21 protein-coding genes and 1 tRNA gene are annotated in these 22,704 nt (G+C 70.6%); 9 read left to right on the top strand and 13 right to left on the bottom strand.

Annotated elements, in window-relative coordinates; translation table 11 throughout:
* Positions 1-25: 25 nt before the first annotated feature.
* Both ACWICD_RS04240 and ACWICD_RS04235 read left to right on the top strand, forming a co-directional pair.
* The gene (locus ACWICD_RS04240) at positions 26-1,147 is read left to right on the top strand and encodes a YlbL family protein (RefSeq protein WP_454139374.1); all 1,122 of its coding nucleotides are present in this window, start codon (positions 26-28) and stop codon (positions 1,145-1,147) included.
* 59 nt (positions 1,148-1,206) lie between these two features.
* Entirely contained in the window at positions 1,207-4,140 is a 2,934-nt protein-coding gene (locus tag ACWICD_RS04235; protein WP_376128384.1) for a UPF0182 family membrane protein, read from the top strand.
* 163 nt (positions 4,141-4,303) lie between these two features.
* Here the strand turns inward: ACWICD_RS04235 and ACWICD_RS04230 are convergent, their stop codons facing one another.
* From ACWICD_RS04230 to idi, 7 genes are read right to left on the bottom strand one after another with little or no spacing between them, the layout of a single operon-like run.
* A complete protein-coding gene (locus ACWICD_RS04230) occupies positions 4,304-5,179 on the bottom strand; it encodes a prenyltransferase (protein WP_454139512.1) in 876 nt (291 codons plus the stop codon).
* Complete coding sequence (locus tag ACWICD_RS04225; protein ID WP_454139373.1) at positions 5,179-5,490, bottom strand: lycopene cyclase domain-containing protein; 312 nt, start codon at positions 5,488-5,490, stop codon at positions 5,179-5,181. Before ACWICD_RS04225 ends, ACWICD_RS04230 begins: the two co-directional genes overlap by 1 nt.
* On the bottom strand, positions 5,487-5,831 hold the full coding sequence (locus ACWICD_RS04220; RefSeq protein WP_376128387.1) for a lycopene cyclase domain-containing protein: 345 nt from the start codon (positions 5,829-5,831) through the stop codon (positions 5,487-5,489). Before ACWICD_RS04220 ends, ACWICD_RS04225 begins: the two co-directional genes overlap by 4 nt.
* 2 nt (positions 5,832-5,833) lie before the next feature.
* Complete coding sequence (gene crtI / locus ACWICD_RS04215) at positions 5,834-7,387, bottom strand: phytoene desaturase family protein (RefSeq protein ID WP_454139372.1); 1,554 nt, start codon at positions 7,385-7,387, stop codon at positions 5,834-5,836.
* Entirely contained in the window at positions 7,384-8,271 is an 888-nt protein-coding gene (locus ACWICD_RS04210) for a phytoene/squalene synthase family protein (RefSeq protein ID WP_454139371.1), read from the bottom strand. Before ACWICD_RS04210 ends, crtI begins: the two co-directional genes overlap by 4 nt.
* Positions 8,268-9,317, bottom strand: a complete 1,050-nt coding sequence (locus ACWICD_RS04205; RefSeq protein ID WP_454139370.1) for a polyprenyl synthetase family protein — start codon at positions 9,315-9,317, stop codon at positions 8,268-8,270. Before ACWICD_RS04205 ends, ACWICD_RS04210 begins: the two co-directional genes overlap by 4 nt.
* Entirely contained in the window at positions 9,314-9,865 is a 552-nt protein-coding gene (idi, locus tag ACWICD_RS04200; protein ID WP_376128395.1) for an isopentenyl-diphosphate Delta-isomerase, read from the bottom strand. The genes ACWICD_RS04205 and idi overlap by 4 nt, the downstream gene beginning before the upstream one ends.
* 122 nt (positions 9,866-9,987) lie before the next feature.
* Here idi and ACWICD_RS04195 point away from each other — a divergent pair, with 122 nt between their 5' ends.
* Positions 9,988-10,413 (top strand): MarR family winged helix-turn-helix transcriptional regulator, encoded by a 426-nt coding sequence (locus ACWICD_RS04195; RefSeq protein WP_376128397.1) that lies wholly within the window; start codon positions 9,988-9,990, stop codon positions 10,411-10,413.
* A gap of 84 nt (positions 10,414-10,497) precedes the next feature.
* Here ACWICD_RS04195 and ACWICD_RS04190 read toward each other — a convergent pair.
* Positions 10,498-10,574, bottom strand: a tRNA-Met gene (locus ACWICD_RS04190).
* 174 nt (positions 10,575-10,748) lie between these two features.
* Here ACWICD_RS04190 and ACWICD_RS04185 point away from each other — a divergent pair.
* Entirely contained in the window at positions 10,749-11,264 is a 516-nt protein-coding gene (locus ACWICD_RS04185; protein WP_376128399.1) for a DUF6328 family protein, read from the top strand.
* Entirely contained in the window at positions 11,261-12,073 is an 813-nt protein-coding gene (locus ACWICD_RS04180) for a carbon-nitrogen hydrolase family protein (protein ID WP_376128401.1), read from the top strand. Before ACWICD_RS04185 ends, ACWICD_RS04180 begins: the two co-directional genes overlap by 4 nt.
* Positions 12,074-12,083: 10 nt before the next feature.
* On the opposite strand, the gene ACWICD_RS04175 is transcribed toward ACWICD_RS04180, so the two are convergent.
* Positions 12,084-13,286, bottom strand: coding sequence for an aminotransferase class I/II-fold pyridoxal phosphate-dependent enzyme (locus tag ACWICD_RS04175; RefSeq protein ID WP_454139369.1), 1,203 nt, complete (start codon positions 13,284-13,286; stop codon positions 12,084-12,086).
* Between the two features lie 116 nt (positions 13,287-13,402).
* Between ACWICD_RS04175 and ACWICD_RS04170 the strand changes: the two genes are divergently transcribed.
* The 3 genes from ACWICD_RS04170 to ACWICD_RS04160 are packed head-to-tail and all read left to right on the top strand — an operon-like array spanning position 13,403 to position 18,003.
* Positions 13,403-15,262 (top strand): trypsin-like peptidase domain-containing protein, encoded by a 1,860-nt coding sequence (locus tag ACWICD_RS04170; RefSeq protein ID WP_454139368.1) that lies wholly within the window; start codon positions 13,403-13,405, stop codon positions 15,260-15,262.
* Between the two features lie 42 nt (positions 15,263-15,304).
* Complete coding sequence (locus ACWICD_RS04165) at positions 15,305-16,561, top strand: CDP-glycerol glycerophosphotransferase family protein (RefSeq protein WP_454139367.1); 1,257 nt, start codon at positions 15,305-15,307, stop codon at positions 16,559-16,561.
* A complete protein-coding gene (locus ACWICD_RS04160; RefSeq protein WP_454139366.1) occupies positions 16,558-18,003 on the top strand; it encodes a CDP-glycerol glycerophosphotransferase family protein in 1,446 nt (481 codons plus the stop codon). The genes ACWICD_RS04165 and ACWICD_RS04160 overlap by 4 nt, the downstream gene beginning before the upstream one ends.
* A gap of 2 nt (positions 18,004-18,005) precedes the next feature.
* Here the strand turns inward: ACWICD_RS04160 and ACWICD_RS04155 are convergent, their stop codons facing one another.
* Positions 18,006-19,031, bottom strand: a complete 1,026-nt coding sequence (locus ACWICD_RS04155) for a glycosyltransferase (protein ID WP_454139511.1) — start codon at positions 19,029-19,031, stop codon at positions 18,006-18,008.
* Between the two features lie 110 nt (positions 19,032-19,141).
* On the opposite strand from ACWICD_RS04155, the gene ACWICD_RS04150 reads away from it, so the two are divergent.
* Positions 19,142-20,428 carry a CDP-glycerol glycerophosphotransferase family protein gene (locus ACWICD_RS04150; protein WP_454139365.1) on the top strand — a complete coding sequence of 429 codons (1,287 nt, stop codon included), beginning with the start codon at positions 19,142-19,144 and terminating at the stop codon, positions 20,426-20,428.
* Between the two features lie 205 nt (positions 20,429-20,633).
* Here the strand turns inward: ACWICD_RS04150 and ACWICD_RS04145 are convergent, their stop codons facing one another.
* The 3 genes from ACWICD_RS04145 to ACWICD_RS04135 are packed head-to-tail and all read right to left on the bottom strand — an operon-like array spanning position 20,634 to position 22,555.
* A complete protein-coding gene (locus ACWICD_RS04145; RefSeq protein WP_454139364.1) occupies positions 20,634-20,813 on the bottom strand; it encodes a hypothetical protein in 180 nt (59 codons plus the stop codon).
* Positions 20,814-20,825: 12 nt separating this feature from the next.
* Positions 20,826-21,821: a hypothetical protein gene (locus ACWICD_RS04140; protein WP_454139363.1), complete on the bottom strand. Its 996-nt coding sequence runs from the start codon at positions 21,819-21,821 to the stop codon at positions 20,826-20,828.
* A gap of 41 nt (positions 21,822-21,862) precedes the next feature.
* Positions 21,863-22,555, bottom strand: a complete 693-nt coding sequence (locus ACWICD_RS04135; protein ID WP_376127786.1) for a phosphocholine cytidylyltransferase family protein — start codon at positions 22,553-22,555, stop codon at positions 21,863-21,865.
* Between the last annotated feature and the right edge of the window lie 149 nt (positions 22,556-22,704).

The following is a 22,704-nucleotide window of genomic DNA, read 5'->3' as shown; positions in this document are numbered from 1 at the left end:
CGACCAGGCACAGGAAGGTTCCGCCGTGGCGCTCTTCGACGAGAACGTCTCGATCCGTCCCCGCCGCCGTCGCATGACGCGCGGTGTCCTCGCGGGTCTGTGGGCGCTCGCCCTCGCGATGGTCGTGCTGCTCGTGCTGACCTTCCTGCCGACCTCGTACGTCGTGCAGCGTCCGGGGCCGGTATACAACACGCTCGGGACGGCATCGACCGCCGACGGTGAAGAGGTGCCGCTCATCTCGGTCGACGGGGCCGAGACCCACGAGACCTCCGGTGCGCTGGATCTGCTCACCGTCCAGGTCGTCGGCAACCGCGAGAGAACGCCGTCGTGGTTCGAGCTCGCGCTGGCCTGGTTCGACCAGACACGGGCGGTTCTGCCGATCGATTCGGTCTTCCCGGCGGGGCAGACGAGTGAGGAGCGCACCGAGGAGAGCGCCGCGCTCATGGTCGACTCGCAGCAGGAGGCCACCGCGGCGGCCCTGATCGAGCTGGGCTACGACGTCGGGCGAACGCTGCTCGTGCACGCGATCGCTCCCGACTCGGCCGCCGAGGGCGTCCTCGAGGTCGGGGACGTCATCGTGAGCGCCGACGGCGAGCCGGTGGCCGATGCCGCGGCACTGCGCGCCCTCGTGGAGTCGGGCGACGGTGCGACGATGACGCTCAAGATCGAACGCGACGGGGCGCAGCGCACGGTGCGGCTCACTCCGCGTGAGACGGCGGGCGCCGAAGGCGCCGTGTGGCGCATCGGGGTCACGCTGACCAATGAGTACGAGTTCCCCTTCGACGTCACGATCCAGATCGACAACGTCGGCGGGCCCAGCGCGGGCATGATGTTCGCGCTCGGCATCATCGACGTCCTCACGCCGGGGGAGCTCACCGGCGGCGAGAGCTTCGCCGGCACGGGCACCATCTCGGCCGAGGGGACGGTCGGTCCGATCGGCGGCATCCGTCAGAAGATGTGGGGCGCGCTCGATGCCGGTGCCGACTGGTTCCTCGCGCCGCAGTCCAACTGCGGCGAGGTCGTGGGCCACGTGCCGGATGGTCTGCGGGTCTTCTCGGTCGCGACGCTCGACGACGCCCTCGACGTGCTCGAGGCCGTCCGCGAGGACGGCGACCTCGACGCGCTGCCGACCTGCACGACCGGCTGAGCGGCCTCGCCGTGGCGGACTCGGCGAAACCCCAGAATCCTGCCGCGTAGGATGGGGAGGTGACCACGACCTCAGCGCCGAACCAGGCCACGCCCCCCCGCTCCCGCCGGATCATCGCGATCTCGCTCGCCATCATCGCCGCCTTGGTGGTGGCGTTCTTCGTCTTCGCGAACCTGTACTCCGAATGGCTGTGGTTCGAGCAGCTCGGATTCGACGGTGTCCTCCTCACGGAGTGGACCGCGCGCGTCATCATGTTCGTCGTCGGATTCCTCGGCATGGCGGTGCCGGTGTGGGGAGCGATCCAGCTCGCCTACCGGCTGCGGCCCGTCTACGCGCGCCTGAGCTCGCAGCTCGACCGCTATCAGGAAGTGGTCGAGCCGCTGCGTCGGCTCGCGATGTGGGGCATCCCGATCTTCTTCGGCTTCTTCGCCGGCTTCTCCGCGTCGGCGCAGTGGCAGACCACGTGGATGTGGATCAACGGCGTCGCGACGGCCGACAGCGACCCGCAGTTCGGGCTCGACTCGGGCTTCTACATGTTCGCGCTGCCCTTCTACGCCGCCGTCGTGGGCTTCGTCTCGGCGACCCTGCTCATCTGCCTGCTCGTCACCGCGCTCGTGTCGTACCTGTACGGCTCGGTGCGCATCGGGCAGAAGGAGCTGCGCATCTCGAAGTCCGCGCGCATCCAGCTCGCCGTCCTCGCGGGTCTCTACCTGCTCGTCCAGGGCGTCAGCCTGTGGATCGACCGCTATCTGACTCTCGTGCAGCCCGGCGCCGGCGGGCGGATCACGGGCCCCGGGTACACCGAGGTCAACGCCGTCATCCAGGGTCAGATGATCCTCGCGATCGTCGCCGTGATCGTCGCGATCCTGTTCTTCGTCACGGCCGTCATCGGCCGCTGGCGCTTCCCCCTCATCGGCACGGCGCTGCTCGTGGTCGTCGCCATCGTGCTGGGCGTCGGCTACCCGTGGGTCGTCACGACCTTCCAGGTGCAGCCCAACCAGGCCGCGTACGAGCGCGAGTACTATCAGCGCAACCTCGAGGGCACGAAGGCCGCGTACGGGATCGACGAACTCGAGAAGACCGAATTCTCCGCCGAGACGACCGCCGACGCGGGTCAGCTGCGCGCCGACGCCGCCACCACGACGCAGATCCGCATCATGGACCCCGCCATCATCGGACCGACGGTGCGCCAGCTCGAGCAGTACCGTCCGTACTACCAGTTCCAGAACCCCCTCGACGTCGACCGCTACGAGATCGACGGTGAGATGCAGGACACGATCGTGTCGGTCCGCGAGCTGAACATCGATCAGCTCGGCGCCGGATCCTCGTGGGTCAACGAGACGCTCGTCTACACCCACGGCTACGGCATGATCGCGGCAGCCGGCAACGAGCGCACGGTCGACGGAAACCCCGTCTTCCTCGAGCGCGGCATCCCGGCGGCGGGCTTCCTCTCGGACAACCCGGACTTCCAGCCGCGCGTGTACTTCGGCGAGTCGTCGCCGCCCTACTCGATCGTCGGCGCGCCCGAGGGCACCGACCCGATCGAGCTCGACTACCCGTCGGGCAGCGACGGCAACGCGGGACCGCGCACGACGTTCGACGGCGACGGCGGACCCTCGGTCGGCAACGTCTTCAACCGCCTCATCTACGCGCTGAAGTTCCAGTCCGAGCAGATCCTCTTCGCGGACGGCGTGAACGCCGAGTCGCAGATCCTCTACGACCGCGACCCGCTCACGCGCGTGTCGAAGGTCGCCCCGTATCTCGAGCTCGACCGCGACCCGTACCCCACGGTCGTGGACGGACGCATCAAGTGGGTCGTGGACGGCTACACGCTGAGCTCGAACTACCCGTATTCGACGACCGTGTCGCTGTCGGACGCGATCGCCGACTCGAACAACACGCAGCCGCGCTTCGCGCTCGATGACATCAACTACATCCGCAACTCGGTCAAGGCGACCGTCGACGCCTACGACGGCTCGGTCACGCTGTACGCGTGGGAGCCGGAGGACCCCGTGCTGCAGACGTGGCAGAACGTCTACCCGACCGAGGTCAAGCCGATCGCGGACATGCCGGCCGATCTCATCTCGCACGTGCGATACCCCACCGACCTGTTCAAGGTGCAGCGCGCGATGCTGCAGGTGTACCACGTCGACGACGCGCAGTCGTTCTACGAGCGTGACAACGCCTGGGCGACCCCGGCCGACCCGCAGAACGAGAACGCCCTGCAGCCGCCGTACTACCTGACGATGCAGATGCCGGGCCAGGACGACCCGTCGTTCTCGATGTTCACGACCTTCATCCCGTCGTCTTCGACGGGCGCCGAGAGTCGGAACGTCCTGATGGGGTACCTCGCGGCCGATTCCAACGCGGGCGGTGAAGCGGGCAAGAAGGGCGAGAACTACGGCAAGCTGCGGATGCTGGAGATCGCGGCCGAGACGACGGTGCCCGGCCCCGGCCAGGTGCAGAACCGGTTCGACTCGGATCCCACGGTGTCGCAGCAGATCAACGTGCTCACGATCGGCCAGTCCGAAGTGCTCAACGGAAACCTGCTGACCCTGCCCGTCGGCGGTGGACTGCTCTATGTGCAGCCCGTCTTCGTGCAGGCGGCCGAGGGCACCCAGCTGCCGCAGCTGCGCAAGGTGCTCGTCGCGTTCGGCGATGACATCGCCTTCGAGGACACGCTGAGCGAAGCACTCGACTCGCTGTTCGGTGGCGATTCGGGTGCGACGACGGGTGACGGCGAGGTCGTTCCCGACGAGGGCGAGACCCCCGCTCCGACACCCACCCCGACGCCGAGCCCGACCGAGCCCGGCACCGAGCAGCCCGCGCCGACACCGCCGGCAGGCGACTACGCCACGGCACTCGAAGAGGCACGTCAGGCCATGATCGACCGCAACACGGCGCTGCAGGCCGGCGACCTCGCCGCCTTCGCCGAGGCGGATGAGCGACTGACCGCCGCCGTCGAGAAGCTCATCGCCTTCGGCGAACGCTGATCGCACGAAGAACGCCCCCGCCTCACCGGCGGGGGCGTTCTTCGTCGTGTGGTTCGTCACGCTCGCCGGGCTGCGCCGACCCTGATGGTCGCGGGCGGCCTCTGCAGACTGGCCCTCGCCGGGCGCGGAGAGTGCGTCCACGAAGGCCCGGCTCGCCGCCGGATCAGGCCGTCGTGATCGCGTACCAGATGAGCAGCAGCGTCACGACGAAGCCGCCGAACTGGTTGAGCCAGAGGAACCGGTCCCACCCGCGGGTCGCGGTGTCCGCCGTCGCATCCGTCACGCGGTGATGCGGCCAGACGGTCGCGAGGTAGGGCAGGACGACGATCGCCGCGAGCGGACCGGGCCACGCCGTGGCGAGCATCGCGAGGCCTGCGGCGGCATAGGCGACGAGCGCGAACCACACCGTCCAGCGAGCACCACGGACGGTCGCGATCGAGGCGATGCCGGCTTCCCGGTCGGCCAAGACGTCTTGCACGGCGCCGAAGGCGTGCGAGGCGATGCCCCACAGCGCGAACGCGACGATGATCGCCGCGAGCTGCCACGTCCACGCCGCACCGGCGAGCACGAGCGCATAGACGGCCGGTGAGAAGAAGTGGATGCTGCTGGTCACCGAGTCGGCGAAGGGGACTTCCTTCAGCCGCAGCGGCGGCGCGCTGTAGAAGACGACGAAGAAGAGGCTGATCGCGAGCACGAGCCACGACAGGGGTGAGCCCACGATGACGAGATACACCACGAACGGGAGTGACGACAGTGCGGCCGCCCACAGCGTGGCGCGGTGCAGGCGGCGGTCGAGGATCGCGCCGTGCGCTCCGCCCTTGCGCGGGTTGCGCAGATCCGATTCGTAGTCGAAGACGTCGTTGATCCCGTACATGGCGAGGTTGTAGGGGATCAGGAAGAAGAGCGTGCCGATGATGAGCGTGGCATCGATCGACCGCGTCGTGAGCAGGTAGGCCGCCGCGAACGGATAGGCGGTGTTGATCCAGCTGACGGGCCGAGACGAGACGAACAGCTGCGCGAGGACGGTGCGGGCGCGCATCATGCCTCTCGGGGAGTGCGTCGGGTCAGCAGCGTGTGCACGGCGGGTACCAGGAAGGCGGCGCACACGGCATACGAGAAGTCCTCGATCGGGGCCAACCCGATGCGGATGCCGCTCAAGTGCTGTTCGGGGTAGGTGAACAGGTCAGCCGCGATCATCAGGTTGTCGAAGACCGCCGTCAGGACGACCAGCACGAGTGCGGCGATGCCCGACGCCGCCATACGCTGTCCGAAACGGGGACGGCGGACCGTGGCGAGCGTCACGATCGCCGTGACGGCGACGAAGGGCAGGACGAGCAACGGGTAGGTCATGACCTGCCCCCCGACTCGGCAGCGGCGCGCCGACGCGCGACGAAGCGATCGGCAGCGGCGTAGGCGACGAGGCCGAGATAGCAGAGGAAGGCCAGGAACACCGGCTCTTCGACCGGCAGGTGCGGGGCGAGGTCGATCCCCAGCAGCAGCGGGCTGTCGCCCTTGACGAAGACGCCGAGGGCGATCCCGGCGGCATCCCACGCGAGAAAGAACGCCGTGCCGATCGCCACGGCTGCCAGGGTGCGGCCGGGCGTGCGCCACGCCGCCAGGCGCCAGCGCGCGTCCAAAGCGGCGATGCCGGCTGCGCTGACGAGGATCGCGACGAGGTAGAGGCCGGGCACACTCACACTCTCGCACGTCGCGGCGTGGGCAACGGACCGGGGGTGCGGTCACCGCGCAGGCGCTTGACGATGAGTTCCGCCGAGATGAGGCACATCGGCAGCCCGATCCCCGGCAGTACCGAGGTGCCCGCGTACATGAGCCCGTCGACCTTCTTCGAGACGTTGCGGGGCCGGAAGACGGCGCTCTGACCCAGCGTGTGCGCGAGGCCGAGGGAATTGCCTCGCCACGCGTGCAGATCGGCCTCGAAGTCGGCCGGCGCGACCGTGCGGCGCACGACGATGCGCTCGGCCAGATCCGGGATGCCGCACCACTGCGCGATCTGCTCGATGACGGCATCGGCGGCGCGCTCGATCCGGGCGTCGCCGGCGCCGTCGATCCCGCCACGGCCGAGGCCGGGGTCGGCGGGCACCGGGACGAGCACGAAGAGGTTCTCGTGATCCGGCGGGGCGACCGAGTCGTCGGTCGCGCTCGGGCGGCACACATACAGCGATGCGGGGTCGGGGATGCGGGTGTCCTTGCCGAAGATCGCCTCGAAGTTGGTCCGCCAGTCGCTCGTGAACAGCAGCGTGTGGTGGGCGAGCTGCGGCAGGTCTCCGCGTACGCCCAGCATCACCAGCAGCGCGCCGGGGCTCGGCGTGCGCGAGCGCCACCACGGCTCCGGGTAGGAGCGCAGCTGCGGCGGCAGCAGCTTCGTCTCGGTGTGGTGCAGATCGGCCGTCGAGACGACGCGATCGGCGTCGAGCACGGTGCCGTCGGCCAGACGGATGCCGGTGGCGGTGGCATCCGTCGTCAGGATCTCGACCACTTCGCTGCCCGTGCGGATCTCGACGTCGCGGGCGCGGGCGCAGCGCTCGATGGCGGAGATGACCTCGGTGAAGCCTCCGCGCGGGTAGAGCACGCCGTCGCCGAGGTCGAGGTGGCTCATCAGGTGGTAGAGGCTCGGCACGCCATAAGGCGAGCCGCCGAGGAAGACGGCGGGGTAGCCGAGGATCTGCCGCAGACGCGGATCGGTGAATCGGCGGTCGACGTGCGAGGCGAGCGTGCGGGTCAGCAGCGGCGCGAGGGTCGGCAGGCGCTTGATGATCTCGCGGTCGCGCAGGCCCGACGTCGTCTCGTACGTGTCGTAGAGGAAGCGCGTGACGGCGAGGTCGTACGCATCGGCGGCGGAGTCGAGGTAGGTCTCCAGACGCGCACCGGCGCCGGGCTCGATGCTCTCGAACAGGGCCGTGGCCTGCTCGCGCCCGGAGTGCACGTCGACCAGCTCGGCGCCCTCGCTGTAGACCCGGTACGCGGGGTCGAGACGGACGAGATCGAGCTCTTCTGCCGCGCTCGTGCCCAGCAGCCGGAAGAAGTGGTCGAACACTTCGGGCATGAGGTACCAGCTGGGGCCGGTGTCGAAGCGGAAGCCGTCGTGCTCCCACGAGCCGGCGCGCCCGCCGAGCTCGTCGCGCGCCTCGACGAGCGTCACGCGGTGGCCCTCGGCGGCGAGCAGTGCGGCGGTCGCGAGCCCCGCGATGCCGCCCCCGATGACGATGGTGGAGGTCGTACCGGTCATGTGCGCGTCCTTCGCGGTGCGGCGCCGAGCAGCGCACGCGCGGCGATGGCTGCCTTGACGGGGTCGGGAACGCGTACGCGCCCCGCGGTGTAGCCCGAGGTGCGGAGGCGCCCGGACAGCGCCGCGAACAGGTCGTGCGCGGCCGTCACCGCGGCGCGGCAGTCGCGGGGGAGTCGGGGGATGACCGAGGCGGCCGCCGCGAGGTCGCCGTCGATGCGGTCGAGCACGTCGGTGCGGGTCGTCTCGGCGCCGTCGATGCCGAGGTAGTCGCGCCCGAGCGCGCCCTCGTCGTGGTCGAGGTCGCGCAGGAAGTTGACGTCCTGGAACGCCGCGCCGAGGCGCCGCGCTCCGTCGACGAGGTCGGCCGGGGGATCCGCGGGACGCGGCGAGCCGGCGTTGACGAAGACCCGCAGGCACATGAGGCCCACGACCTCGGCCGAGCCGTAGACGTAGTCGTCGTGCGATGCGGCATCGTGCTGCGTCGTGGCGAGGTCGGTGCGCATCGATTCGAAGAAGGGACGCACGAGATCCTCGCGGATGCCGCACTCCCGCGCCGTCCGGGCGAAGGCGTGCACGATGAGGTTCGCGCTGAAGCCGCGATCGATCGCCCGGAGGGTCTCCACCTCGAGCGCGTCGAGGACCTCGCGTACCTCGTCGGCCGTCAGGCCCGACGCTTCGCCGGGACCGTCGACGACTTCGTCGGCGACGCGGACGAGCGCGTAGATGTTGCGCACGTGCGGGCGTGGCCGCGCGCCGAGCAGACGCCCCGCGAGTCCGAACGAGGTCGAGTAGGCGGAGATGACGACAGCGGCCGCGTCACGCGCCGTGCGGTCGTAGAGGCGCAGTCCGGTCGGACCGCCCTGGCGGACGGTGCGGTCGGTCACGGCACCCGCTCTTCGACGCGGTCGGCGAGCTCTCTCAGCAACGTGCCCACGCGGGGCGGCAGCACGGCGTCCCCGGCCGAGAAGCGCACGCCGGCGAGGGTGTCGGCGATGAGCTCACGCAGGCTGTCGCGCGCTCCGCTGGCCTCGAGGGCGATCTGCGCGTCACGCACGGCGATGGGCCCCGTGTGCGCGAGCGCGAGGGCGTCGCTCACGCGCGTCCACTGCGCCGTGTCGCGCGCGAGGGCGACGAGCGGGGTCTGCTTCGCCTCGCGCAGGTCGCCGCCGATCGCACGGCCGGCCTGCGTCTCATCGCCGAAGGCGCCGATGAGATCGTCGACGAGCTGGTACGCCAGGCCCAGCCGCCCGCCGATGCGCTGCAGCAGCTGACGGGCGTCGTCGGGGGCGCCGGCGAGGATGGCACCGACTCCGAGGGGTGCGCGAAACGAGTAGACGGCCGTCTTGTCGTGCGCCGTGTCGAGCAAGGTGGATGAGGGGACCTGCCCGCCCGTGACGCTGTTCTCGACGTCGGCGAGCTCGCCGGCCGCCGACACGTGGACGGCGTCGTCGAGAAGGTCGTAGATCCGGGCGAGCGTGGGCGGGGGCAGCCCCGCCAGTGCGACCAGGCGCGACGCCTCGTGCAGCAGGATGTCGCCCGCGAGGATGCCGGCCGTGTCTCCGAGGAGCGCCGCGCCCGTGGCATCCGCCCCGCTGTCGAGAGCCCGCGCGCGGAACTCGCCCGCCACGTTGGGCACGCCGCGCCGCTCGATGTCGTGGTCGATGACGTCGTCGTGCACGACGAAGGCCGCGTGCAGCAGCTCGAATGCGGCGGCGACGGGAGCCAGCGCGGGCGTCGACGCGGCATCGCCGCCGAAGGCCTCGAAGGATGCCGCGACCAGGCGCGGCCGCATCCGCTTTCCGCCGCGCGCGGCGCGCGAGGCGGCAGCGGCGAGGGCGTCGAATCCCGGTCCGAGGGCACGGGTCCGCAGGCGGGCGAGTGCTTCGTCGATCGGGGCGTCGACGTCGATGTGGGAGGCGACGCCGATCATGACGCGCGGCGTTGCATCTCGACGCCGTTCAAGAGCTGCAGCTGCTGGGACTGCAGTACGAGCCACGGGCTGAAGGCCCACGGCGTCGTGCGCAGCGATGCGGCGAGGTCGGCGGGATCGACCCATCTCGCGTCCATGACCTCGAGCGGGTTGAGTACGGGCTCTGCGGATGTGCGGGCGGTGTAGACGGGGCACACTTCGTGCTCGACGATGCCGTTGGCGTCGGTCGCACGGTAGCGGAAGAGGGGGAGGGCCAGCTCGATGTCGGTGAGCGTGAGGCCGATCTCGTACTCGGCACGACGGTGCACGGCGGCGACGACGGGCTCGGCGGGGCGGGGGTGACCGCAGAAGGAGTTGCTCCAGACGCCCGGCCAGGTCTTCTTGTCGAGGGCGCGCCGCGTGACGAGAACCTGGCCCTCGTCGTTGAGCACGTGACACGAGAATGCCAAATGCAGCGCGGTTTCGGTACCGTGGACGCTGCTCTTGGGTGCGGTGCCGATCGCCTCGCCGTCGTCGTCGAGCAGCACAACGTACTCGGTTTCCAGCATCCTCATCCTCCAGTTTGCTAGTTTATCTAGCTATTACGTCGTGGCGATGTTACAACGGGAAGGGAGGAAGCGTCCACATGCCGCAGCCCTGGAGCCCCCAGAGCACCCATGACCATGCTGTCATGGAGGTGCTGCAAGCGATACGCGCGTTCAGCGACGCCATGGACCGCATGCACGGCGGGATGAAGGGCGACATGATCATGAACGCGACCGATCTCGCCGCTCTTCGCATGCTGATCATGCGGGAGCAGCGCGGTGACGCGGTCAGTCCGCACGATGTCGCCCGCCATCTGCGGATCACGACGGCGTCGACGACGAAGCTGCTGGACAGGCTGACGGCATCCGGTCATCTCGAGCGTCGCCCGCACCCGAGTGACCGACGGGCGCGCATCGTCGTGCTGACGCAGGAGTCCCGCGAAGCGTTCTATCACCATTTCGGGGAGCGGCTGCGCGCCATGCGCGGCGTCGCAGAGCAGTACAGCGAGGCCGATCTCGCGGTCATCTCGCGGTTCCTCGGCGACATCGGCGAAGCGGTCGACCCGGTCTAGACGGAAACGAAGAAGGCTAGGCGGAAACGAAGAAGACTAGGCGGAAACGAAGAAGGCGCCCCGTGCGGGACGCCTTCTTCTTACTGGTTGCGGGGGCAGGATTTGAACCTACGACCTCTGGGTTATGAGCCCAGCGAGCTACCGAACTGCTCCACCCCGCGGCACGTCGACTACTCTACCACGGCTTCTCCCGCCCCCGAACCGCCCCCTCCTGACCGCGAGACTGCAACGGCGCGCCGAGAGTGCGGGTGAACCCCACTGTCTCGAGCTGCGGATGCAGTCTCGCGGTCAATGGCGGGTTGCCGGGGCGGGGCGGCGGGCGGGAGGATGAGGGCATGGCCACTGAGCGCGACCGCGATCCCCTCGATGACAGGGACGACGGGCGCGACGAGACCCCGGCCGAGCGCGCCGATCGCAACTGGATCGAGGTGCTGCAAGAGCTGCGCGTCATGCAGACCGGCGCGCAGATCCTCACCGGATTCCTGCTCGCTCTCGCGTTCCAGCCCGCCTTCGCGGATCTCGACGGCGGGCAGAGGGTGCTCTACCTCGTGCTCGTCGTTCTCGCAGCCCTGAGCGCCATCGTCGCGCTGGCCCCCGTGGCGCTGCACCGCACGCTGTTCCAGCAGCGGGCCAAGCGCGACGTCGTCGTCTACGGTCACACGGCGCTCATCACGTGTCTCGCGACCGTCGCGACCCTGCTGCTCGGCGTCGTCGCGTTCGTCTTCGACGTCGTGCTCGGCACCGGTGCGGCCGTCATCACGACGATCGCGCTCGCCGTCGTGCTGGTCGTCCTGTGGATCGCGACCCCCGTGATCGTCCGCATCCGGCACGCCTCGAAGGAGAACGCATGAACCTGTCCGACGCGACCCCGATCGCCGTCGCCCAGTTCGCGCCGACGGCCGACGAGGCGGCGAATCTCGACCTCATCGCGCAGCTCGTCGAGGCGGCCGCCGCCCGGGGAGCGCGCCTCGTGCTCTTTCCCGAGTACGCCAGCTACTTCGTCGACCCGTTCGACGCCACTCTCGCCGAACACGCGCAGGATGTCGACGGCCCGTTCACGCGGGAGCTGACCCGACTCGCGGCCGCGCACGGGCTGCACATCGTCGCGGGCCTGCTCGAGCGAGCCGGCGATGCGCGTCGTGTGCGGAACACCGTCGTCGCGGTGGACGCGACGGGCGTCGTGGCGACGTATCGCAAGCTGCACCTGTACGACGCGTTCGGCCAGCGGGAGTCGGACTGGGTCGAGCCGGGCGAGCTCGGGGCGCCGCAGACGTTCGAGGCCGACGGCCTCACGTTCGGGCTCATGACGTGCTACGACCTGCGCTTTCCCGAGCTCGGACGGCTCCTCGCCGATGCGGGCGCCGACGTCGTGCTCGTTCCCGCCGAGTGGGTGCGCGGCCCGCTCAAAGAGCATCACTGGCGCACCCTGCTGCATGCGCGGGCGATCGAGAACACGCTGTTCGTCGCCGCCGCCGACCACCCGCCGCCCCTCGGGGTCGGGTTGTCGATGGTCGTCGACCCGACCGGGATCGAGATCGCCGCCGTCGGGACGGCGACCGACATCGCCGTGGCTCATCTCGACCGCGACGCCGTCGCGCGCGTGCGCCGGGTCAATCCCGCGCTCGCGCTGCGACGGTTCGCCGTCGTCCCCCGCGACTGACGCGCTGCCGTCAGTCCGCAAGGACGGCGAGGCGGGATGCCGCCTCTTGCAGCACGTCGACGCGTTTGCACGCGGCGAACCTGACGAGCGTCGCGAACTCGGGCCGGTGCTCGGGCGCCACGAACGCCGTGAGCGGGATGCCGACGACGCCGGCGCGGCGGGGGAGGTTCCGGCAGAACTCGTCGGCGTCGGTCGCGCCGAGCGGCGCGGCGTCGACGACCGTGAAGTACGACCCGGCCGGCTCCGACACGGCGAACCCGGCGGCACGCAGTCCGTCGCCGAGCAGGTCGCGCTTTGCGCGCAGCGTCGAGGCGATCCCCGCGAAGAACGCGTCGGACAGTCGCAGACCCGTCGCGATCGCGGGCTGGAAGGGCGTGCCGTTGGTGTAGGTGAGGAACTGCTTGACGGCGATGACGGCGTCGATGAGGTCGGCGGGACCGCTGATCCAGCCGATCTTCCACCCCGTGGTCGAGAAGGTCTTTCCCGCGGACGAGATCGTGAGCGTCCGCGACCAGGCGCCCGGCATCGTCGCGATCGGCACATGCTTCGCATCGAAGACGAGGTGCTCGTAGACCTCGTCGGTGACGATGACGCAGTCGTGGTGCTCGGCGAGCCGCACGATCTCCTCGCGCACCTCGCGTGTGAAGACGGCGCCGGTCGGATTGTGCGGGTCGTTGACGAGGATGACGCGGGTGCGGTCGGTGACGGCGCGTCGCAGATCGTCGAGATCGGGCTGGAAGTCGGGCCAGCGCAGCGGCACCGGGACGAGCCGCGCACCGGCGAGGGCCGTGACGGCGGCGTACGAGTCGTAGAACGGCTCGAAGACGACGATCTCGTCATCGGGGTCGCCGGTGAGCGCGAGCAGGGCGGCCGCGATCGCCTCGGTCGCCCCGGCCGTCACGAGCACGTCGCGGTGCGGATCGAGCGAGATGCCGTGGAAGCGTTCCTGATGCTCGGCGATCGCGTGCAGCAGGTCGGGCATGCCGCGCCCCGGGGCGTACTGGTTGACGCCGTTCGCGATCGCCTCGCGAGCGGCCTCGAGCACCTCCGCGGGGCCGTCCTCATCGGGGAAGCCCTGACCCAGGTTGATCGCTCCGGTCTGGGCCGCCAGCGCCGACATCTCCGCGAAGATCGTGGGCCGGATCGTGCCGTCCCCGTCGACGAGTCCCGCTCCCTGGGCCGTGCGGCGCCACGCGCCGTGAATCTGCTGCATGCTGCTCCACGGTACTCGTCCGATCCACTCCGATCGCATAGATCCATCTCATCCGCGGCATAAGAAACGCACAGGTCGGCGCGGCAGGGTGGATCATGTCAGCAGAAGGAGCACTCATGAGCGACAACAACGACGACCGTCCCGTCGACGCCACCCCGGACACCTCCGACACTCCGGCGACCGCCGAGGCGTCCGCTGCGACTCCCTCCTCACCCGCGGCGAGCGAGGCGACGGATGCTGCGCCGCCCGCGTCGTCCGCACCGCCCGTGCCGTCGACCCCCGCCGCACCGCAGATCCCCGCGGGACCGCAGATCCCCGCCGGATCGAGTGCGGTCTCCTCGAATCCCGACCGCTCGAGCGCGAACGGCGCCCCGTCGGCCGCCGCCGGGCCGAGCGCACCTGCGTCGGGCACACCCTCCGCTGCGCCCTCGAGCCCGGCTCAGCCCGCTGCGCCCTCGACTGCGGCTCAGCCCGCCGCGTCCTCGAGCCCGGCTCAGCCCGCTGCCCCCTCGAGCCCGGCTCAGCCCGGTGCGTCCTCGGCGGCGGCCCCGTCGACGCGCCCCGTCGCTCCCGGACCCGTGCCTCCCGGATACGTCCTGCAGGCGCCCGGTCAGCCTCGCCCGCAGGCTTACGCGGGTCAGCCGCACGCCGGCTACGCCGCGCCGCCTCGTCCGCAGGTCTACGGGGGTCAGCCTCCGTACGGAGGCTCGTTCGGCCGCCCCGCCGACACGCAGCCGACGCTGCCCCTCGGCGACGTGCCCCGTGCCCCGGAGACGGCCAAGAAGCCGAAGTCCGGCGCGGGCAAGGTGGCCGGACTCATCGTCGCCGCCGCCCTCGTCGGTGGAGCGGCCGGCCTCGGCGGAAGCTACGCGGGTCTGCAGTTGTTCGCCCCGAGCATCGCGATCCCGGCGACCGGGCCCGGCACCGTCACGGTCAACAACACCGACGCGGTCGGGCAGACGACCGCGATCGCCGCGAAGGTCGTGCCGAGCGTCGTGACGATCGCGGCCGCGAGCCAAAGCGGTTCGGGCACCGGATCGGGCGTCGTGCTCACGAGCGACGGCTATGTCGTGACGAACACGCACGTCGTGACCCTGGACGGCGCGACGGGGGGAGCGTCGGTGCGCGTCACGACATCGGACGGACGCGTCTACGACGCCGAGGTCGTCGGAACCGACCCGACCTACGACCTCGCGGTCATCAAGCTCGTCGATGCCGAAGGCCTCACCCCGATCGAGTTCGCCGACTCGTCTGACCTGAACGTCGGCGACGAGACGATCGCCGTCGGTGCGCCGCTCGGTCTGTCGAGCACCGTGACGACGGGCATCGTGAGCGCGCTCAACCGCTCGATCGAGATCGCTTCGGCCGCCGCGCCCGACTCGGACGACACCGAGGGCGAGGGCGGCGGCGAGCAGGGCGAGACGCCCTTCTTCTTCGACTTCGGACAGGGCCAGCGCGGCGGTCAGGCAGCCGAGAGCATCAAGATCTCCGTCATCCAGACCGATGCCGCGATCAACCCGGGCAACTCCGGCGGCGCCCTCGTCGACGCCGAGGGCAAGCTCATCGGCATCAACGTCGCGATCGCCTCGGCGGGCGGTTCTTCGGGTGCGGCCGGTTCGATCGGCGTCGGCTTCGCGATCCCCTCGAACGTGGTCGAGCGCATCACGGGCGAGCTCATCGAGAACGGCACCGCGACGCACGGACTGCTGGGTGCCAGCGTGAGCGCGGCCGCCTACGTCGAAGGGGCGACGATGACGGGCGCCTACATCCAGGAGATCGTCGAGGGCGGCGCGGCCGCCGAAGCCGACCTGCGCGTCGGCGATATCGTCACGGGCTTCAACGGGTTCCCCATCACCGACTCCGTCGATCTGACGGCGCAGGTGCGCGCCGCCGCCGCCGGCAGCGACGCGACCGTCACGTTCGTGCGCGACGGCGAGACGCGCACGGTCGAGGTGACGCTCGGCGAGCTGCCGTAACCTCTCCCGGCGAAGGACGCCACCGCGCGATAGGCTCGCAAGGTGGCGTCCTTCTCGTTCGGTGCGGGGAACGCGCAGAAGCTCGCCGCACTCCCGCTCTACGCCGCCGGGCGTCTCGCGACGCTCCTGATTCCGCGGGCACGCGACGAGTGGGTCTTCGGATGCGCCACGGGCATCGGCGATGGCGCGCTCGCGCTGTGGCAGACCGCGAGCGGGGGAGACCACCGCATGCGGTGGCTCGTCGCGTCGCAACGTGAGGCGAGGGATGCCGCGGCTCGCGGCATCCCGCAGGTGCGCAAGAACTCGCTGCGCGGCTTCTGGCGCACGGCGCGCGCCGGCGTCGTCGTCGTGACGCACGGCTTCGGCGACGTCAACCGCTATGCCGTCTCCGGCGCATTCGTCGTGCAACTGTGGCACGGCATCCCGCTCAAGCGGATCGGGCTCGACTCGCCCGAGACCCTGCGGGTGCCGACGGTGCTGCGTCCCATCGCCGGGGTCGCCCGGCGCGCCCTCGGCGCCATGTTCCGCGGGGCGGCGCAGCGCATCCGGCTGCTGCCGGCCGCATCGCATGTCGTCCGCGGGCGGCTCGAGTCGGCCTTCGCGTTGGGCGATGACCGCATCCCCGTGACGGGCGAGCCTCGCGTCGACGTGCTGTCGCAGGGCACGGCGGACGAGCGTCGTGCGGCCGCGCGGGCGCGCGTGTCGGAGCTCGTCGGCGACATCGCGTCATCGCGGCTCGTGCTCTACGCGCCGACGTGGCGCGACGGCGCCGTCGACCCCGCGATCCCGTCGGCGGAGCAGTGGCGCGTGCTCGTCGACGCGCTCGAAGAGCACGACGCCGTGCTGCTCGTGCGCTCGCACCCCCTCGGGGCGGGCGAGTACGCGCCGCCCTCCACGACGGACCGGGTGCGCGCCATCGGAAGCGATCTCGTTCCGGATGTCACGCCGCTGCTGCCCGGCCTCGACGCGCTCGTGACCGACTACTCCTCGCTCGTCTTCGACGCCGCACTCGTGCCGCTGCCGGTCGTGTATCTCGCGCCCGACCTCGTCGAATACGCGCGACGTCGCGGCTTCTACGGCACGTACGCCGATGTCGCCGGCGGCGATGCGGCCGAGAGCTGGACCGGCGCGGCGGAGCAGCTCTCACGGCTGCTCGGCGACGACGACGAGGATGCTCGGCGGCGAGGTCTGTCGCGTGCCGTGAGCGCGCGCTTCCACGCCTTCCACGACGGGCGGAACGCCGAGAGGGTGTACCGTGCGATTCTGGCCCGTCACCCGCGGAGGAGAGGACGACGATGACCGACGCGAGGTTCGACGCTGCCGCGGGGGCGCCCGCCCTCGTGCTCTCGGGGACCGGTGAGCGACCGGCATCCGTCGATCTCATCGGCTCGCGCGCACGCACGTCGGCGACCCTCACGGGGCGCGGCAAGACCTGGCGCGCGATCGTGCCGCTCGTCGCGTCACGGTGGGGAGGGCCCGCGCTGCCTCTTCCGATCGGGACCTACCGGCTCGAGGTGTCGGGTATCGAGCCGGGTGAGATCCCGGCGCTGCCGCTGACGCAGCTCGGTCCGCTGCGGGCGAGTCTCGACGGGCGCACGGTGCGCGTCGGACCGCCGATCGACCCCGCCTACGACTCCGGTGAAGGGCAGGAGGCCCTCGAGCGCCGGTATGCCACGCGACCGACGAGCCTCGAGAACGCCGTCTTCTTCGAGAGCTTCTACGGCCGCAACGCCAGTTGCAATCCGCTCGCGATCGATCGGGAGCTGGCACGCCGCGCGCCACACGTGACGCGGTACTGGAGCGTCGTCGATCTCTCGGTGCCCGTGCCGGAGGGCGGCATCCCCGTCGTGGACGGCAGCCCGGAGTGGTGGCGTGCGCGCGGTGCATCCCGTCTGCTGGTCGTGAACGACTGGCTGCGTCGCCGGTTCGCCCGTCGCCGCGGTCAGGTCGTGCTGCAGACCTGGCACGGCACACCCCTCAAGCGGCTCGCGCTGCACCGCCCCGGGTTCGACCCGCGGCGCATGGCGGCCGTCGTGAAGGAATCGCGTCGCTGGAACGTGCTGCTGGCGCAGAATCCGTACGCCTCGCGCGTCCTCGGCAAGGCGTACGCATTCCTGCGTCGCCCGATCTGGGTCGAAGGCTATCCGCGCAACGACGTCCTGACGACCGGTGACGGCGCGGCGACGCGTCGCGACCTGGGGATCGGCGCCGACGAGAAGATCGTGCTGTACGCGCCGACCTGGCGCGATGACCGCGAAGAGATCGTCGACTTCATCGATCCGGCGGCGCTCGCCGTCGCCCTCGATGCCGTCGTCCTCGTGCGAGGACACTCCCGCACGCTCGCACCGGGATCCGACGCGGTCGGCCCCCGTGTCGTGGATGTGACGGGGTTCCCGGACACATCGCTGCTGCTGCTCTGCGCCGATGCGCTCGTCACCGACTACTCATCGATCATGTTCGACTACACCGTGACGGGCAAGCCGCTCTTCTTCCTCGTGCCCGACATCGAGCACTACCGCGGTGAGCTGCGCGGGTTCTACTTCGATCTCGCGGCGCACGCGCCGGGGCCCGTCGTGGGCACGCAGGACGAGCTCGTCGCCGCGATGCGCGAGCACGATCCGGCCGCGTACGCCGGGAAGTACGCGCGATGGCGCGAGCGCTTCAACGCGCGTGACGACGGGCATGCCGCCGAACGAGTCGTCGCGCGCATCCTGGACCAGGGCTTCGTCGACGCTGCGTAGCGCTACGGCAGGGGAGTGTTGCGGTCGCCGAGACGCGACGTGTCGACGGTGTCGTTCGCGCCGCGCAGCACGCCGATGACGAAGCCCGTCCCCCAAGACAGGTGCATCGAGGGCAGCACCGCGAGCGTCCACAGCTTGTCGCGCCATCCCGTGCCCCCGCCTCGCCCCGCCGCGACGACGATGACGAGCAGCGCGTACGCCGCGATCGGCAGGTAGACGACGGATGCCAGGAGCCCGGGCCACCCGCTGAGCAGCCCCGTCGCCTGCAGCACGCCGACGATGAGCGCGAGCGCGACGACCAGCACGAGCAGGGGAGGAGCGAAGAAGCGCAGCGAGTTGCCGCGGCCGAACCGGCGCACCAGCTCGCCACGCCAGCGCCCCGTCGCGAAGAACTGGCGAACGAGGCGTGACCAGCTCTCGCGCGGCCAGTACGTCACCGACAGCGCGGGGTCGAACCACACCCGGTAGCCGGCGCGCCGGATGCGCAGGTTGAGCTCCCAATCCTCGCCGCGGCGGATCGACTCGTCGAAGAGTCCGACCTCTTCGAGCACGGCGCGGCGCATGACGCCGAGGTAGGCCGATTCCGCCTCGCCGGCCTGAGCGCCCCCGTGATAGGCGCCCCCGCCCAGACCGATCGGCGAGTTGTACGCCCGGGCGACGGCGCGCTGGAACGGCGCGCGCCCGTCGGCGCGCATGATGCCGCCGACGTTGGCGGCGCGAGTCTCGTCGAGCACCGCCATCGCGTGCCGCGTGTAGCCGGGCTCGAGCTCGGAGTGCGCGTCGACCCGCACGATCGTCGGGTACGCACCCGCGCGGATCGCGAGGTTGAGCCCGACGGGGATGTCGGCTGCGTCGTTGTCGACGAGCACGATCCGCGGCTCGCGGGCCGCGAGCTCCCGCGCGAGCTCAGTCGTGCCGTCGGTCGAGGGCCCGAGTGCCAGTACGAGTTCGATGGGCTCGTCGGCATCCTGCGCGAGCACCGTCTCGACGGCACGCTCGAGATAGTCGCGTTCGTTGAGCACCGGCATCACGAAGGTGACGCCCGATCCCGGATCCACCGCGGGGGCGTCCCTGCGTCCGCGGGAAGTCTCGTGCACCCGTCGATCATGCCAGACCAGCCCGTGGGTACCCTGGAGGGGTGGGAGTCGTCTCGGATGCCAAGAAGGCCATCGCGCTCGTGCGGAAGGCGATCACCAATCGCGCCGCCGTCATCGACGTGCGCCGTCGACTGGCCGGTCGTCCGCCGCAGCCGAGCGACCATTTCCGCGTCGCGGTGTACTTCGCCGACGGCGATGTCAACATGTACCAGATGCGGCAGTGGTACCGACCGCTGACCGAACTCGCCAAGATCTGGCCGGTCGTCGTGCTCAGTCGCGCCGCGACGGGTGCGCAGTCGCTCGTCGCCGACGGTGCCCTGCCGGTCGCGTTCGTGCCGACCGTGCGCGACCTCGAGGGCTACCTCGCGACACAGGACATCCGCGTCGTGCTGTACGTCAACCAGAACACCCGCAACTTCCAGATGTTCCGGTACGGCAGGCGCTGGCACGTGTTCATCAATCACGGCGAGTCCGACAAGATGTACATGACCACGAATCAGTACAAGGCGTACGACTACGCCCTCGTGGCGGGGGATGCTGCGCGGCAGCGCCTCGCGCGCGTGCTGTGGGACTACGACATCGAGGCCCGCACGATCGAGATCGGGCGTCCGCAGGCCGACCACTACTCCGGCATGCTTCCTTATACTCCCGACGGGCGGACGGTCGTGCTGTACGCCCCGACGTGGGAGGGCGACCGCCCCTCGGCGCACTACGGGTCGATCGTGACGCACGGCGAAGCGCTCGTGGACGCACTGCTCAGCTCGGGCGAGCATCGAGTGATCTACCGCCCGCATCCGCGTTCGGGAGTCGTGGATGCCGCCTACGGTGCCGCCGACCGGCGGATCATCGCGGCCATCGCGGCGGCGAACGACCGCGACCCGTCCGCGCATCACGTCTACGACGACGGCCCGGAGCTCGGGTGGCAGCTCGCGGCGGCCGACGTCGCCGTCGTCGACATCTCCGCCATGGTCTACGACCGTCTCGCCGCCGACAAGCCGCTGCTCATCACGCGACCCGTCGACCCCGACGCGGTGATCGACACGCACGGCTACCTGTCGGCGTGCGAATGGCTCACGGTCTCGGCCGCGCCCGACATCGTCGCCGAGACGGCGCGGGTCCTCGGCGATCCCGATGCGACGACCCGTCTCGATCAGTGGGCGAGGCACTACTTCGGCGACACGGCGCCGGGGGCAGCGACGGCGCGGTTCCACGACGCGATCCGCTGGCTCATGGCGGAGTGGGAGACCTGGCACGCCCGCGCGGCGACCGACGGGAGCGAGCAGATCGAGTCCGACGAGGCCGAGCTCGACGACGAACTCACCGTCTGACCCTTACCGCGAGACTGCACGGGGAGGCCGAGACTGCGGGTGATACCCGCAGTCTCGGCGGCCCGTTGCAGTCTCGCGGGTTCCGGGGTCGGGGTCCGGGGGTCGGGGCCCGGGTCCGGGTTCCGGCATGCGGGGTCCGGGTTCCGGGGTCGGGGTCCGGGGGTCCGGCATGCGGGGCCGGGGGTCGGCGGGACGCCCGTCCGGGTCAGGACTCCGGGGCGGGGAGGGGGACCGAGACCGAGGCGGTCGAGCCGGGGGCGAGGCCGAGGGAATCGAGCGACGTCGACGCGTCGAGGTGCGCGGCGGGCGGCTGCGCCTTCGCCGGCTCCGAGGGCAGGCCCGCCCACTCGGTGGGCTCTTCGGGGCGTTGCTGGAACAGTCCCATGTCCGTCTCCGTTCAGTCGTCGCCGTGGTCGTCGGGGTCTGCGCCGGCCGCGATCTCGCCGGTGCGCCGGCGCGGCGTCACGGCACGTCCGACCGTGCGGGCCGCGCCGCCGACCGTGCGGGCCGCGCCGCCGACCGTGCGGGCTGCCCCGCCGACCGCCGAGGCCCCCTTCACGACGCCGCCGGCGATCGCGCCGCCCGCCCGGCGCACGGCGCGTCCGGCGGTGGTCTCGAGCGAGGCGGCGCCGGGGCGCGGCTCGATTTCCGCCGGAAGTGTGAGCGGCGGCATCCCGAAGGCGCGCCGCGAATTGACCAGCACGCGTCGCCCGAGGATGTTGTTGCCGGCACCGCCGACGACGGCGCCCACGCCGAAGGGCAGGGCCTTGCCGATCCACGAAGCGCCGCCGCGCGTCGCGAACTGCCGCACGAACGCCGTCTTGAGCCGATCCACGAGCGGCCCGACCGCCGCGCGGGGGAGCGTCTTGGTGACCAGCTCGCCCCAGTATCTGTCGCGCCCGATGCCCTTGCCCGACGCCTGCCCCGCAAGCTGGGCGACGAGGTCGGTGCCCTCCTTGCCGAGCATGAGCGTCAGCACGAGCGCTCGCGCACGCTCCGGATCGGCGACGGGGATGCCGTGCACCTCGGCGACGGACTGCGCGAACAGCGTGGTCGCCTCGAGGAACCCGACGGTCTCGACCCCGCTCAGCGCGAGCGTCACGCTCGTGCCGACGCCCGGGATCACGGCGGTCGCCCCCACGGCGGCGCCGCCCGTCGTGACGGCGGCGAGATAGCGCCGCTCGAGGATCCGGACGATTCCGTCGCTCGTCGCGTGCGGATGACGCAGACGGATGCTGCGCAGGTGCGCCAGCACCGCCGGTCGCTGTATCGCGAGCACGCGGTCCAGCAGGCGCACGGCCCGCGGGTGCTCCTCTGAGCCGACGGGCGGAAGTCCTCCCGCCCAGGGAGCGTCCTGGGGCAGGGAGTGGATGCGGTGCACCTTCTCGGCCATCACGCCGATCCTAGGATCGCCACTGTGGATGCCCGCTGAGATCAGACGAAGAGGTTCGCGCGCTCGAGGTCCTCGGCGAAGTCCACCTCGACCGCGTACAGGTCGGAGATGTCCATCGGCTCGAGCAGCAGTCCGTCTTCGGCGATGGCGAGTTCGAGTCCGCGCTCGAAGTAGTCCTGGTCCTCGACGCGCGACAGCTGGCGGACGAACGCCTTCTTGTCGGCGCTGGAGATGTAGTTGATGCCGACAGCCTCGCCGATACCGCCCTTGACCGTCTTGGAGAGCTCGTCGATGAAGCCCTCGGCCGTGACCGTGTACTTGACCTCTTCATCGCTCACCTTGGCGGTGTTCACGGTCACGAAGGACTGGTCCCGCTGGATGAACTCGATCGCGCGCCCCAGGATGCGGGGATCGAAGACGACGTCGCCGTTCATCCACAGCACGCCGCTGCGGCCGGTCTTGGTGAGCGCGCGCAGCAGGCTCTTGGACGTGTTCGTCTGGTCGTAGCGGTCGTTGTAGACGTAGTCGGCCGAGGGGAAGGCCTCGACGATCGTCTCGGCACGGTAGCCGACGACGGTCGTGATGCGCGCTTCGTCGCCGAACGCGGCTCGGATGTTGTCGTGCTGCTGCTGCATGATGCTGCGGCCATCGTTCAGCTCGGTCAGCGGCTTGGGGAGGCTGCGGCCGAGCCGCGAGCCCATGCCGGCCGCGAGGATGACGGTCTGAAGAGTCACGTTCTGCTCCTGGAGTGTGAGATTCATCGACTGTTCGCCGACACGACACTCCTTCGTGCCGGCGTCAATGCTAACGACGGTGTCTGGGAAGGGGCAGGATGCTTGACCGTCGTTGCAGATTCGTGATAGCCGAACTGTCCGAAACGTGA

Source organism: Microbacterium sp. NPDC055357, from assembly GCF_053644835.1.
The sequence above is the reverse complement of the archived record's forward strand: the minus strand, read 5'-3'. Positions and strand labels throughout refer to the sequence as shown.

Excerpts from the sequence above, each read along its gene's own strand:
- ACWICD_RS04230 (WP_454139512.1), bottom strand. The coding sequence starts at position 5,179 with ATGCGCGCCCGCACCGTCCTCGCGCAGCTGTTCGTCTCGTCTCGGCCC.
- ACWICD_RS04225 (WP_454139373.1), bottom strand. The coding sequence starts at position 5,490 with ATGACCTACCCGTTGCTCGTCCTGCCCTTCGTCGCCGTCACGGCGATC.
- crtI (WP_454139372.1), bottom strand. The coding sequence starts at position 7,387 with ATGACCGGTACGACCTCCACCATCGTCATCGGGGGCGGCATCGCGGGG.
- ACWICD_RS04205 (WP_454139370.1), bottom strand. The coding sequence starts at position 9,317 with ATGATCGGCGTCGCCTCCCACATCGACGTCGACGCCCCGATCGACGAA.
- idi (WP_376128395.1), bottom strand. The coding sequence starts at position 9,865 with ATGCTGGAAACCGAGTACGTTGTGCTGCTCGACGACGACGGCGAGGCG.
- ACWICD_RS04195 (WP_376128397.1), top strand. The coding sequence starts at position 9,988 with ATGGAGGTGCTGCAAGCGATACGCGCGTTCAGCGACGCCATGGACCGC.
- ACWICD_RS04185 (WP_376128399.1), top strand. The coding sequence starts at position 10,749 with ATGGCCACTGAGCGCGACCGCGATCCCCTCGATGACAGGGACGACGGG.
- ACWICD_RS04180 (WP_376128401.1), top strand. The coding sequence starts at position 11,261 with ATGAACCTGTCCGACGCGACCCCGATCGCCGTCGCCCAGTTCGCGCCG.
- ACWICD_RS04175 (WP_454139369.1), bottom strand. The coding sequence starts at position 13,286 with ATGCAGCAGATTCACGGCGCGTGGCGCCGCACGGCCCAGGGAGCGGGA.
- ACWICD_RS04170 (WP_454139368.1), top strand. The coding sequence starts at position 13,403 with ATGAGCGACAACAACGACGACCGTCCCGTCGACGCCACCCCGGACACC.
- ACWICD_RS04160 (WP_454139366.1), top strand. The coding sequence starts at position 16,558 with ATGACCGACGCGAGGTTCGACGCTGCCGCGGGGGCGCCCGCCCTCGTG.
- ACWICD_RS04155 (WP_454139511.1), bottom strand. The coding sequence starts at position 19,031 with ATGCCGGTGCTCAACGAACGCGACTATCTCGAGCGTGCCGTCGAGACG.
- ACWICD_RS04145 (WP_454139364.1), bottom strand. The coding sequence starts at position 20,813 with ATGGGACTGTTCCAGCAACGCCCCGAAGAGCCCACCGAGTGGGCGGGC.
- ACWICD_RS04140 (WP_454139363.1), bottom strand. The coding sequence starts at position 21,821 with ATGGCCGAGAAGGTGCACCGCATCCACTCCCTGCCCCAGGACGCTCCC.